Annotated in this window: 10 protein-coding genes, 1 other RNA gene, 1 pseudogene and 1 other annotated feature; of the genes and pseudogenes, 10 read left to right on the top strand and 2 right to left on the bottom strand. The window is 39.9% G+C overall.

Translation table 11 applies throughout. From position 1 onward, the window contains the following. Positions 1 to 186 precede the first annotated feature (186 nt). From FHY45_RS17040 to dtd, 3 genes and pseudogenes are all read left to right on the top strand, one after another. Complete coding sequence (locus FHY45_RS17040; protein ID WP_373925495.1) at positions 187 to 2130, top strand: RelA/SpoT family protein; 1944 nt, start codon at positions 187 to 189, stop codon at positions 2128 to 2130. A 21-nt stretch (positions 2131 to 2151) separates the two neighbouring features. Further along, positions 2152 to 2382: pseudogene (locus tag FHY45_RS21275) on the top strand (ACT domain-containing protein); the annotation flags it as partial. A gap of 10 nt (positions 2383 to 2392) precedes the next feature. Continuing rightward, positions 2393 to 2836, top strand: a complete 444-nt coding sequence (gene dtd, locus FHY45_RS17035; RefSeq protein ID WP_066105443.1) for a D-aminoacyl-tRNA deacylase — start codon at positions 2393 to 2395, stop codon at positions 2834 to 2836. Between the two features lie 481 nt (positions 2837 to 3317). On the opposite strand, the gene FHY45_RS17030 is transcribed toward dtd, so the two are convergent. Then, the gene (locus tag FHY45_RS17030) at positions 3318 to 4583 is read right to left on the bottom strand and encodes an N-acetylmuramoyl-L-alanine amidase family protein (RefSeq protein ID WP_139892610.1); all 1266 of its coding nucleotides are present in this window, start codon (positions 4581 to 4583) and stop codon (positions 3318 to 3320) included. A 139-nt stretch (positions 4584 to 4722) separates the two neighbouring features. On the opposite strand from FHY45_RS17030, the gene FHY45_RS20660 reads away from it, so the two are divergent. The 5 genes from FHY45_RS20660 (at position 4723) to FHY45_RS17010 (ending at position 9750) form a co-directional block, all read left to right on the top strand. Continuing rightward, complete coding sequence (locus FHY45_RS20660) at positions 4723 to 4899, top strand: hypothetical protein (protein ID WP_175354278.1); 177 nt, start codon at positions 4723 to 4725, stop codon at positions 4897 to 4899. Between the two features lie 53 nt (positions 4900 to 4952). After that, positions 4953 to 5186 (top strand) — a binding site (T-box leader). Between the two features lie 99 nt (positions 5187 to 5285). Continuing rightward, positions 5286 to 6560, top strand: coding sequence for a histidine--tRNA ligase (gene hisS / locus FHY45_RS17025; protein ID WP_066105436.1), 1275 nt, complete (start codon positions 5286 to 5288; stop codon positions 6558 to 6560). 14 nt (positions 6561 to 6574) lie between these two features. After that, entirely contained in the window at positions 6575 to 8359 is a 1785-nt protein-coding gene (gene aspS, locus FHY45_RS17020; RefSeq protein WP_139892609.1) for an aspartate--tRNA ligase, read from the top strand. A gap of 31 nt (positions 8360 to 8390) precedes the next feature. Beyond that, positions 8391 to 8578, top strand: a non-coding RNA gene (gene ssrS / locus FHY45_RS17015) — 6S RNA. Between the two features lie 410 nt (positions 8579 to 8988). Next, a complete protein-coding gene (locus FHY45_RS17010; RefSeq protein ID WP_066105431.1) occupies positions 8989 to 9750 on the top strand; it encodes a tRNA threonylcarbamoyladenosine dehydratase in 762 nt (253 codons plus the stop codon). 60 nt (positions 9751 to 9810) lie between these two features. On the opposite strand, the gene FHY45_RS17005 is transcribed toward FHY45_RS17010, so the two are convergent. Beyond that, positions 9811 to 11097 (bottom strand): replication-associated recombination protein A, encoded by a 1287-nt coding sequence (locus FHY45_RS17005; RefSeq protein ID WP_139892608.1) that lies wholly within the window; start codon positions 11095 to 11097, stop codon positions 9811 to 9813. Between the two features lie 260 nt (positions 11098 to 11357). On the opposite strand from FHY45_RS17005, the gene cymR reads away from it, so the two are divergent. Then, on the top strand, positions 11358 to 11780 hold the full coding sequence (gene cymR, locus FHY45_RS17000; protein WP_066105425.1) for a cysteine metabolism transcriptional regulator CymR: 423 nt from the start codon (positions 11358 to 11360) through the stop codon (positions 11778 to 11780). Between the two features lie 38 nt (positions 11781 to 11818). Further along, positions 11819 to 12961, top strand: a complete 1143-nt coding sequence (locus tag FHY45_RS16995) for a cysteine desulfurase family protein (protein WP_066105423.1) — start codon at positions 11819 to 11821, stop codon at positions 12959 to 12961. Positions 12962 to 12984 lie beyond the last annotated feature (23 nt).

Raw genomic sequence — 12984 nt, 5'->3', positions numbered from 1 at the left:
AGCGCTTTTTATATTATCAAATTGCGAATAATAGCGAAACAACAGATTAAATCTTGTTCGTTACTTTACAAGAAAACTTTTTTTGATGATAATAGAAACAATCCTCTTTTTAACGATTAACCTATATGGTTTAACATAGATAACGATAAGCAAAAAACGTGGAAATACGGAGTAAAAGGTGATTTCATGGCAAATGAGCAAATTTATACCGCTGAGCAGGTCTTTGATAAAGCAAGAAACTATATGAATGATAAAGATGTGGCATTCTTAGAAAAAGCGTATGAATTCGCCAAAGAAGCTCACAAGGAGCAATATCGTAAATCCGGTGAGCCGTATATTATCCATCCAATTCAAGTTGCTGCCATCCTGGCGGGCTTAGAGATGGATACATTTACAGTAGCGGGCGGATTTTTGCATGACGTTGTAGAAGATACTTCCGTAACACTGGAAGACATTAAGGAAACCTTTAACGAAGAAGTAGCCCTTTTGGTTGACGGTGTAACAAAGCTGGGAAAAATTAAATATAAGTCAAAGGAAGAGCAGCAAGCTGAGAATCACCGTAAAATGTTTATCGCAATGGCTAAGGATATTCGTGTAATCATGATTAAATTAGCTGACAGGCTGCATAATATGCGTACTCTGAAGCATTTACCTGTTGAAAAACAGCGTAGGATTGCGAATGAAACGCTCGAAATATTTGCACCGCTTGCGCATAGACTCGGTATTTCAACGATTAAATGGGAACTTGAAGATACAGCTCTCCGCTATTTAAATCCTCAGCAATATTATCGAATTGTAAATTTGATGAAAAAGAAGAGGGCGGAGCGAGAAGAGTATCTATCAGATGTCACCGACCGAATGAAGGAAAAGCTGAAGGAAGTTTCTATTCAGGCTGATATATTTGGACGACCAAAGCATATATACAGTATCTATCGGAAAATGGCTCTTCAAAATAAACAGTTTGAAGAGATTTATGATTTAACGGCAGTCCGTATTATTGTAAATAGTATTAAAGATTGCTATGCAGTTCTTGGTATCATTCATACATGCTGGAAGCCAATGCCTGGTCGTTTCAAGGATTATATAGCTATGCCGAAAGCAAATATGTATCAATCTCTTCATACGACCATTATTGGTCCAAAGGGTGAACCTTTGGAAGTACAGATTCGTACGACAGAAATGCACCGAACAGCTGAATTCGGGATTGCGGCACACTGGGCTTATAAAGAAGGCAAAGATCTAACATCGACACAACGAATGGATAAAAAGCTGGATTGGTTCAGAGAGATTGTTGAATTCCAGGATGCCTCTACCAATGCAGAGGAATTTATGGAATCTCTCAAACTGGATTTATTTGCGGATATGGTATTTGTTTTTTCACCAAAAGGTGATGTGTATGAGCTGCCAAAAGGATCTGTACCGATTGATTTTGCCTACCGCGTCCACTCAGAAATCGGCAATAAAACGATTGGCGCTAAAGTAAACGGCAAAATGGTTACGCTTGATTATGTGCTGAAAACCGGCGATATTATTGAAATATTAACATCTAAACATTCCTATGGCCCAAGTCAGGATTGGCTGAAGCTGGCAAAAACTTCACAAGCGCGAAATAAAATACGACAATTCTTTAAAAAGCAACGCAGAGAAGAAAATATAGAAAAAGGCAAAGAATTAGTTGATAAAGAAGTCAAGGCAATGGAATATGATGTGAAAGAAGTTTGTACTACTGAGAACCTGAGGAAAGTCGCTGAAAAATTCAATTTTGCCAATGAAGATGATATGTATGCAGCAGTGGGCTACAACGGAATAACAGCTGCTCAAATTGCGACAAGGTTAACAGATAAGCTTCGTAAAAAGAGAGAAAAAGATCAGGAAGTAAGCTTGCTTGATGCAGTCTCTGAGTTGCGTATGATTCCGAAAACGAAGAAGAAGGATTCCGGGGTCCGTGTAAAAGGGATTGACAATATGTTAATCAGATTATCACGCTGCTGTAATCCTGTTCCTGGTGATGAAATAGTTGGGTACATTACAAAAGGACGCGGTGTTTCGGTCCATCGGGCAGACTGTGTCAATGTATTGGATGAAGAAAGTAAAGAACGGATTATCCCGGTAGAATGGGAAAGCAGTTAGAGCGTTCGAAAAGAATACAATGTTGATATCGAAATAAATGGATTTGACCGGAACGGCTTGTTAAATGAAGTGCTTCAAGCTGTTAGTGAAACGAAGACCAATATCACGGCTGTATCAGGTCGTACAGACAGGAACAAAAGTGCGACAATTACCATGTCTATATCAATTTATAATGTAAGTCATTTGCATAAAGTAGTTGAACGGATTAAGCAAATTTCCGATATTTATTCTGTCAGAAGAATTATGAGTTAGGGGTAAAAAAATGAAAGTGGTATTGCAACGTTCAAAGGCAGCATCAGTGCGTGTCGATGGTGAAACAATCGGCGCCATTACCTCCGGGTTTGTGTTATTAGTTGGAATTACTCATGAGGATACGGAAGAGGATTGCCGTTACCTTGCTGATAAAATCGTTCATCTGCGCATATTTGAAGACGAGAATATGAAGATGAACCATTCCTTGCTTGATGTGGGCGGTGAAATTTTATCGATTTCCCAATTTACCTTATATGGTGATTGCCGCAAGGGAAGGCGCCCAAACTTTATGGCAGCAGCCAAGCCCGATGAAGCTGAAAAATTGTATGATATGTTTAATGAAATGCTGAGAGAAAAAGGGTTGAAAGTGGAAACAGGCAGATTCGGGGCGATGATGGATGTCGAGCTCATTAACGACGGACCTGTGACGCTTATTCTCGAAAGCAAAAACTAAAAGTTAAGCAGCGCAGTAGCTTTCTTTAAAACCGTACACCTCCATATATCTGAGTTATTTCAGACATATGGAGGTGTTTTTTTGTAAATCAATAATTAGTGATCTAGCTGAATTTATATTTCAGGTTTGAAATCAGCTAAACTGAGCGATTTAGCCGATACAGAGAAAAACAGGCCGAACTGAGCGATAATCCAGCCAGAGCAGAAAAGAAAGGAACCGAACTAAGTCATACAGCCGGTACATGGGGAAAATCCGCCGAACTGGGCGATAATCCAGCCGATTCTACCAATAATCCAGCCAAACACACCAATAATTCAACCAGCCAATACCTCTAAGTAATTTACATTCTCCACCCAAAGAATTATCCATAAAAAACTCCCTTTATGCTATCAATTAAAAGCATAAAGGGAGGATCCAAGTTATTAAGAATAAATCTGTTGATCTTCACAACGTGTTTCATAAATCATAGCTTTTCGGGACGCTAAATTTCTAAATCAGAAAAGTAGGCAGCTAATCCATTTACAAGACCATCTGTGATGGTCTCCTGATAGGATTCTGTTTGGATAAGAGCTTCCTCAGCAGGATTATTTATATAGCCTAATTCCAATAAAACAGCCGGTCGAAGATTTTCTCGTAAAACGTGCAGGTTGTCCTGCTTTACTCCCTGGTCATTTAACGGTGTCTCGTTTTGCAATAAATATTTTTGAATAGTTAAGGCTAGTTGCTTTTGATAGGAATAATAATAATATGTTTTAATACCACTTTTATCTCCATTCTGATTACTATCATAATGAAAACTGATAAAGGCATCGGCTGTATTCATATTTGCAAGATTGGCCCTTGCGTGTAACGCTACATACCGATCGCTGGAACGAGTCATGACCACGTTCGCTCCGGCTGTTCGTAACTTCTCGTATGCCAGTTTAACGGTCTGAAGCGTTAGATTTTTTTCTAAAGTGCCATCTGGTCCGGATGCTCCGCCGTCAGTGCCTCCATGACCGGCATCCAGGATAATAGTTTTCCCCATTAATGACTCATTCCTTTGAAGACTTGAATTCTGTTCACTCTCTGATTTTGTATACCAACTTGGGATCCATCCTTCTTTTTTAGATGGAAGTTCAATTTTAAGCATTTTTCTATTTTTTTTGAGGACGGTATACTCCTCATCTTTTTTTACTGTTCCAATGATTGAAGCATCTGGTTTATCCGATGCTCGTACATTTAGTACGGAAGCTGTTATACGGATTCTCTTTGAGGGTTTTTGTAATTGATGTCGATGTATGTAGTTGCTGTGGATCCAGCCTATATGGTCCTCATAGGTGAAAGAAATCCAGCTATCCTGTTTCTCTATTATGTGAATTACTGTTCCGATAGGAAGATTGCCGAGTACCTTAAACTCTGTGCCTGGGCCTTTTCGAACACGTAGACCGTCTGCAGTAACAATACCGGAATCGGAGGTAAGATCCGCTTCTTTATAGCCTGTAACGAGCCAGCTGGCTACCCATCCTGTTTTTTTGTCACTGAGCTTTAGTTTAATCCAATCTTCATCTATTTCCAGGACATCATAAACACTCCCCGCCTGGATTTCATCGATGATGGATGCCTTTATATTTGCCTCCTCCCGGACATAAATAGATGGCTCATTAACCACAATTTTATCGATCGTTGCATGTGCGGTTGTTATAGAATTTTTCATCGGCGCAAGCAGTAGGGTTACACATAGAAAAACCAAAATTTTTTTTAGCAAGATAATAATCGCTCCTTCTTTAAAAATCAGGGCCAGGCGTTTGTTAAAGAAAAAATATTTTTTATGAAAGATACTTTACACAGTCGGGAATACTGATTAAGACAATCTGTAGTTTAAATAAATAAGGGGTGTTCATGATATGAGATACAGTGAAAAGGGATTAATCACACAAAATGCCGGTAAACAAATATTCGGAGTGGATTTTCATGATTTTTTGGTTAAAGAACAGAATAATTCCATGGTGGAGCTTGCTTCGGAATTTGGCCTGTCCGTCAGAGACGTGAAACAACTAAAAAAGAAACTTGGACGTTCTTAAGGGTTGACAACTAGGAAGTTACTTCGTAATATTAATTAAATAAAAATACATATTATATTCCAATGATGGTGAAGAGTAATATAGATCACACATGATCAGAGAAGAAGTGTCTTAGGCTGAAAACACTTCTGCATGTGCCCATATGAACGAACACACCGTAGGTTTCGCCCTGAAAAAACGTTAGTTTCTAGTAGGGGATGAACGTTAAACAGGCGTTAACTGTAAAAGTGGGAGCTTTTTATGCTCCAACTAGGGTGGCACCGCGGGTAACAACTCCCGTCCCTTGCATATGCATGGGACTGGGAGTTGTTTTTATTTTACCTAAAATTACCAAGCCGTGCCAATTGGAAATGGTTATAGATTGCATTTTAAGGAGGAATTTTGATATGGCCGTTCAAATACCAAGGGGAACCCAGGATATCCTTCCTGGTCAATCAGAAAAGTGGCAGTATATCGAAAACGTAGCAAAAGAAATTTGCTCAGTGTATCAGTATCAAGAAATACGTACACCAATTTTTGAAAGTACCGAGTTATTTGAAAAAGGTGTGGGAGATACAACAGACATTGTACAAAAAGAAATGTATACATTTACGGATAAGGGAAACCGCAGTTTAACTTTGCGTCCGGAAGGTACGGCAGCGGTAGTTCGTTCCTTTGTGGGAAATAAAATGTATGGGAATGCTATTCAACCTGTTAAGTTGTTCTATATTGGGCCTATGTTCCGATACGAGCGTCCACAGGCAGGGCGTTTCAGACAATTTGTACAGTTTGGTGTGGAAGCTTTAGGGAGTTCCGATCCGGCAATTGATGCAGAAGTAATTTCATTAGCCATGAATATATATAAAAAGTTAGGGTTAAAGAATCTGAAGCTAGTGATCAACAGTCTTGGAGACAAGGAAAGCCGTGCAAAACACAGAGAAGCTTTGATTGCGCACTTTAAGCCCCGGATTGAGGAATTCTGTCCAAATTGTAAAAATCGCTTAGAACGTAACCCATTACGAATACTAGATTGCAAAGAGGACCGTAATCATGAATTAATGTCTGGCGCACCGTCCATTATCGATTACTTAAATGAAGAGTCTACCGAGTATTTTAACAAAGTAAAAGCGTACTTGGATGCGATCGGAATTGCTTATGTTGTGGATCCAGGCTTGGTTCGCGGACTTGATTATTACAATCATACAGCTTTTGAAATCATGCTCGATTCTGAAGGATTTGGGGCAATTACTACTCTTTGTGGAGGCGGCCGTTATAACGGACTTGTTCAAGAGGTGGGCGGTCCTGAAACCCCTGGGATTGGATTTGCTTTAAGTATTGAAAGATTGCTATCTGCACTTGAAGTCGAAAATATTGAGCTTCCGATTGAAAAAAGTGTGGATTGTTTTATTGTTTCACTTGGCGACGAAGCAAAGGATTACTCTGTGAAACTGGTAGATGAGTTGCGCAGCAACGGAATTTCAGCTGAAAAGGATTATTCCGATCGCAAAGCAAAAGGCCAATTTAAGGCGGCGGATCGTGTAAATGCCAAATTCGTGGCTGTACTTGGAGAAGATGAGCTGAAAGAAAATAAAATTTCTTTAAAAGATATGCAAACCGGTGAGCAACAGCAAGTGGGGCTCGCTGAGTTAGTAACAGAATTAAAAACTAAACTGGGAAGATAATAGGAGGAATTACAGTGTACGGAAGAACATATTTTTGCGGAGAAGTACCGGTAACAGCAATCGGAGAAGAAATCACTGTCAAAGGGTGGGTCCAAAAAAGACGTGACCTTGGCGGGTTGATTTTTATCGATTTAAGAGACCGTACAGGCATTGTCCAAGTTGTATTTAACCCAGATTTATCACCTGAAGCCCTAGGTCTAGCTGAAAAAATCAGAAGTGAATATGTATTAAGCGTACGGGGAAAAGTGGTAGCGCGTGAAGAGGGAACGATAAACAAAAACCTTAAAACAGGTAGTATTGAAGTTCAGGCAGAAGAGGTAATCATTATCAATGAATCCAAAACACCTCCATTTGCGATTACAGATAACGAAGAAGTATCTGAGGACCTTCGTTTATCTTACCGATATTTAGATCTTCGTCGTCCGGTTATGTTCGAAACGTTTAAAATGAGACATAAAGCGACTAAAGCAATCCGTGACTTCTTAGATGGAGAAGGATTCCTTGATATTGAGACACCTATTTTAACTAAGAGTACTCCAGAAGGTGCGCGTGATTACTTGGTACCAAGCCGTGTGCATGAAGGTGAATTTTATGCATTGCCACAATCACCGCAAATCTTTAAGCAATTATTGATGGTTTCCGGAATTGAACGCTATTATCAAGTGGCACGTTGTTTCCGTGATGAGGACTTACGTGCAGACCGTCAGCCTGAGTTTACACAAATCGATATTGAAACTAGCTTTATGAGCCAAGAGGATATTCAGGATTTGACTGAACGCATGATGGCTAAAGTGATGAAGGAAGTCAAAGGAATCGAGCTTTCTTTACCACTACCGAGAATGACGTATGATGAAGCGATGAGCCGATATGGTATTGATAAACCTGATACTCGTTTTGCGATGGAATTAATTGACGTTAGCAATATCGTTAAAGATTCAGGCTTTAAAGTCTTCACAGGTGCAGTGGAATCCGGCGGACAGGTTAAGGCATTGAATGTAAAAGGTGCTGCTTCTAATTACTCCAGAAAAGATATTGATGCATTGGGTGAATTTGCTGCCCGCTACGGTGCAAAAGGGCTTGCATGGATGAAGATGGAGGAAGAAGGTCTAAAAGGACCAATCGCAAAATTCTTCCAGGATGAAGACGGAAAAGGTTTAATCGAGGTTACTGGTGCTGAAGCTGGAGACTTGCTGCTCTTTGTTGCTGATAAGAAATCCGTAGTCGCAGACGCATTGGGTAATTTACGAAATAAATTAGGAAAAGAATTAAACCTAATTGATGAAAGTAAATTTAATTTCTTATGGGTAACTGACTGGCCGCTTCTTGAATATAAAGAAGAAGATGGAAGATATTATGCAGCTCATCACCCATTCACAATGCCTGTTAGAGAACAAATTTCTTTGCTTGACGAAAACCCTGGTGAAGTAAAAGCAATTGCTTACGACCTTGTGTTAAATGGTTATGAATTGGGTGGAGGAAGCTTACGTATCTTTGAACGTGCTATTCAGGAAAAAATGTTTGAGGTCCTCGGATTCACACCAGAAGAGGCTAACGAGCAATTTGGTTTCTTAATGGAAGCCTTTGAATATGGTACTCCACCACATGGTGGAATTGCCTTGGGATTGGATCGTTTAGTCATGTTACTTTCCGGCCGTTCAAACTTACGTGATACGATTGCATTTCCTAAGACTGCAAGCGCGAGCTGCCTGTTGACAGATGCACCGAGTGAAGTATCTGAAAGCCAGCTTAAAGAGCTTAGTCTAAAGGTCTCAAAAATGGAATCGGGCTTGAAAAAGTAACCTGCTTTTGATATGATTAAATCAATTAATAGACGTCCTGAAGTGTACGTTATGCATCCTTTTTGTTTTGACCGAACATTTCTTTTAACGGGAGTCCGGAGTTTACCGCTTGCGCAAATGCCTTTTTCGTGAAGGACTTGCAACAAAGTGGAACAGGACACCCACCTGCCGAGGGCGGGCCAAAGCACTAGGCATCAAACGGCACAATTTGGGGCGTCTATACTTATGAAGAATTGTTATAACTCATTGCAGCTGCTGCAATGAGTTTTTTATTTTTATCGATGAAAAATATATCCTTTCATTCCTAGTAGGAAAGTATGGTATCATAAATCGAAACGACGGAACAGCTAATGAAGAAAAGGTACATAATTTTAGAACGATACAATACTGCAGTGGCTGTTAATCAATGGTTTATCTCAATTGTCTAAGCGAAAGAATAGCAAGTAAAGGGATTGGTAGATAATCGTGGCCTGCTGCTGAATCAGCTGAAACTGTATTTTACATCGATAAATGCTTTCGTTTAAAATACAATCAAAGAGTTAAGCGCGTATAGATGAACAGAAATGTTTAGGAAAATAAAAATAGGTAATTACATTTACTAACAAAATGAAATTGGAGTGGAGCTATTCATGTTGCATCAATTCTCACGTAATGAATTGGCTGTCGGGAAAGATGGCTTGGAAATATTAAAAAATACAACTGTGGCGATTCTAGGTATTGGCGGAGTGGGTTCTTTTGCCGTGGAAGCTTTAGCGCGATCCGGGGTGGGCACGTTAATCTTGGTAGATAAGGACGATATAGATATAACAAATGTGAATAGACAAATTCATGCGTTATTATCCACTGTTGGAGAGCAAAAAGTAGATGCTATGAAAAAGCGTATTTTTGACATCAATCCAGATTGCGAAGTAATTGCTTTAAAAATGTTCTATACAGAGGAAACATATCAGGATTTCTTCGCCTATAAACCGGATTATGTAATCGATGCCTCCGATACGATTATTTACAAAATTCACTTGATGAAAGAATGTTTGATAAGGAATATTCCTATCATCTCAAGCATGGGCGCAGCCAATAAGATGGATCCAACCCGCTTTCAAATCGCGGATATATCTAAAACACATACAGATCCATTAGCTAAAGTGATCCGTACAAAATTAAAGAAAGAAGGCATTCGAAAAGGGATTCCAGTCATTTTCTCCGATGAGAGCCCAATTGTGCCTTTTGATGAAGTGACAAAAGTGGTGGGCAACCAGGATGCAGATATTCGTAAGGCTAAATTCCCGCCTTCATCTAATGCGTTTGTACCATCTACGGCAGGATTGATTGCAGCAAGCTGGGTAGTAAGAGAAGCATTGAAGGAAATTAAAATCAAACGAGTGAATGATTAACGTTATGGGTGAATTGTTACCTGCATGTAAAAAAGATTGGCTAATAGAAGCCAATCTTTTTTACTGCTTATTTTTAAACTGTTCCAGTCTTTCATATATAGCAGCTAATCGTTTCTCCTCGCCGGATTCAATCGGATCATAGTATTTTGTTCCCTTTAAGTTGCATGGGAGATAATCTTGTTTGACCCAGCCACCGAAAGTGCCGATAGGGTAGTCATGCGGGTATTTATAACCAACATGCCCGAGGTCTTTTGAGCCTGAATAATGGGCATCACGTAAATGCTTAGGGATATCCCCGACTTTGCCGCTTCGAATATCCGAAATGGCTTGATCCAATGCCTTATAAGCAGAATTTGATTTGGAGGATAGACACATTTCCACAACAGCCACTGAAAGCGGGATACGCGCCTCGGGAAGACCGAGACGTTCACTGGCGGTAACAGCTGCCAACACATTATTTCCGACGGAGGGATTTGCCAGTCCGATATCTTCATAAGCAATCACTAAAAGTCTCCGATTGACTGCAACCAGATCACCAACCTCAAGAAGGTGAGCTAAATAATATAAAGAAGCATGAACGTCGCTTCCTCTTATGCTTTTTTGCAGGGCGGATAACAGGTTATAGAAGTTTGAGCCTTTTTTATCTCCATAAACTCCTACATTCCCGCCTAAATCGTCAATGACTTCATCTTCTATGATATACGTATCCTCATCCCTGGTTGATGAGAAAACTGCTGATTCCAGCAGCGTTAACGATTTTCTTGCATCTCCATTTGAGTGAAGGGCAATTTTTTTTATTTGTTCCTCGGTGATTTGGATATCCATTTTTCCCAGACCATTTTTTTCATCAGAAAGGGCTCTTTGGAGCAGTGTGATGGTTTCTTCGACAGATAAGCGGGTAAGCTGCTTGATTTGGCCGCAGCGGCTCCGAATAGCTGGATTGACATCATGGAATGGGTTTTCCGTTGTGGCACCGATTAAAATGATATCGCCTCGTTCTACATGTGGCAGAAGATAATCCTGCTGAGCTTTATTGAATCGGTGAATCTCATCAAGAAAGAGGATAACCTGCCCGGTCAGACGTGTTTCATCAACAACTGCTTCGATATCCTTCTTCCCGGCTGTAGTTGCATTTAAAGCAATGAACGGTATTTTGGTGGTTCCCGCAATTGCATAAGCAATGGATGTTTTTCCAATGCCAGGTTCACCATATAATAACATAGAAGGGACATGCCCGTTTTTAATCATTTTATATAAACTGGTTTGTTTGCCGATGATTTCGTTCTGGCCAATAATTTCATCTAAGTTCTTAGGTCGCATTCGAAATGCGAGTGGTTCAGTATTCAACTAACTAACCTCCACAAATAAGCTTCAGGATGCTTTCATTATATCGATAAACGCTTCACATTCCTATATTTTCGTTTTTGCGTAAGAGCTGCGAATTTTATCCTTTCATGAGATTTCCTGTAGTCGAAACTGGTTTTTTTTACTATGATTAAATAGAAAATAAAAAATTAAGAAGAATTGTACTGAGTCATTGAAAATAGGCAATGATTTAATGTATGGTATACTTTTGTAGACTAAATGTAAGGCTGAGGTGCTAAGTAATGAAAATATCTACCAAAGGAAGATACGGACTTACCATTATGATTGATTTAGCTAAGAAACATGGAGAAGGTCCTACTTCCCTAAAATCGATAGCACAATCAAATAATTTGTCCGAACACTATTTGGAACAATTGGTTACCCCCTTGCGTAATGCAGGACTTGTTAAAAGTGTAAGGGGTGCCTATGGCGGCTATAAACTAACGAAAGATCCACATGAAATTACAGCAGGTGATGTGATCAAGGTGCTTGAAGGCCCAATTACACCGGTTGAAGGCATTGAGGACGAAGAACCTGTTAAACGGCAATTGTGGATTAAAATCAGAGATGCTGTAAAGGATGTTTTGGATAATACAACTTTGGAAGACTTGGCATCCTATGAAGAAGAGGACGACTCCACTCAATCATATATGTTCTACATTTAATATAAAGTAATTTTGTTTAGGCAAAGGAGGTATAGGCCATGGAACGGGTTTATATGGATCATGCAGCGACAACGCCTATGCATCCAGAAGTTATTGATGTGATGACGGAGGTTATGAAGAAGACTTACGGAAATCCATCAAGCATTCACCAATTCGGCAGAGAATCGAGAAAGCTAATTGATGATGCAAGAAGAGTGCTGGCTGAAAGTATTGGTGCACAAATAGATGAAATTATATTCACGAGCGGTGGTACAGAAGCAGATAATGCCGCAATCTATAGCAGTGTACAAGCTATGAAGAATAAAGGCAAACATATTATTACGTCAGAAATTGAACATCATGCCGTATTGCATACATGCCAGGCTCTTGAAAAAGAGGGATACGAGGTTACGTATTTGCCTGTCAATGAAGAAGGACAGGTAACTGTGAGTGCTGTTCAGGAAGCATTACGAGATGATACAGTTTTAGTGACAATCATGTTCGGAAATAATGAAGTGGGCACTATTCAGCCTATTCAGGAAATTGGCAGGCTTTTGGCTGACCATCAGGCATTGTTCCACACAGATGCGGTACAGGCATACGGAATCATTCCTATATCGGTTCATGAGTTAGCTGTGGATTTCTTAAGTGTGTCTGCACATAAAATTAATGGTCCGAAAGGTATTGGCTTCTTATATGCGCGAAAAGGCGTACCATTTAAGCCATTGCTACTTGGCGGTGAGCAGGAAAGAAAACGCCGGGCAGGAACTGAAAACGTGCCTGGGGCAGCAGGCTTTGCAAAGGCGGCTGAGCTGATGTCTAACACACGTGAGGAGAAAGCGAAGCAGTATAGAGCCTTTAAAGAAATAATGCTCCATGTATTTGACGAAGCAGGTATTAATTATTCCATCAATGGAAAGCTGGATGATTCACTGCCGCATGTATTGAATATTAGTTTTCCAGGAACGAGTGTTGAGGCTTTCTTAGTCAATATGGATTTGGCAGGGGTGGCTGTTTCAAGCGGTTCTGCCTGTACAGCTGGATCGATTGAACCATCGCATGTTCTTGTCTCGATGTTTGGAAAAGATTCAGAGCGGACAAAGAATTCAATTCGCTTCAGCTTTGGGCAGGGCAATACGGAACAAGAAGTAGAAAAAGCAGCGAAGATTGCTGTAAATGTGATAAATCGATTAGTGAAGTAAATAGGTATGAGGTGAAGTGTATA

The sequence above is a fragment of the Bacillus sp. D386 genome (assembly GCF_006346415.1).
The sequence above is the reverse complement of the archived record's forward strand: the minus strand, read 5'-3'. Positions and strand labels throughout refer to the sequence as shown.

What these genes read in the sequence shown, in the direction of transcription:
- FHY45_RS17010 (WP_066105431.1), top strand. Translation starts at nt 8,989, where the DNA reads ATGTTGCATCAATTCTCACGTAATGAATTGGCTGTCGGGAAAGATGGC.
- FHY45_RS16995 (WP_066105423.1), top strand. Translation starts at nt 11,819, where the DNA reads ATGGAACGGGTTTATATGGATCATGCAGCGACAACGCCTATGCATCCA.
- hisS (WP_066105436.1), top strand. Translation starts at nt 5,286, where the DNA reads ATGGCCGTTCAAATACCAAGGGGAACCCAGGATATCCTTCCTGGTCAA.
- FHY45_RS17040 (WP_373925495.1), top strand. Translation starts at nt 187, where the DNA reads ATGGCAAATGAGCAAATTTATACCGCTGAGCAGGTCTTTGATAAAGCA.
- dtd (WP_066105443.1), top strand. Translation starts at nt 2,393, where the DNA reads ATGAAAGTGGTATTGCAACGTTCAAAGGCAGCATCAGTGCGTGTCGAT.
- cymR (WP_066105425.1), top strand. Translation starts at nt 11,358, where the DNA reads ATGAAAATATCTACCAAAGGAAGATACGGACTTACCATTATGATTGAT.
- FHY45_RS20660 (WP_175354278.1), top strand. Translation starts at nt 4,723, where the DNA reads ATGAGATACAGTGAAAAGGGATTAATCACACAAAATGCCGGTAAACAA.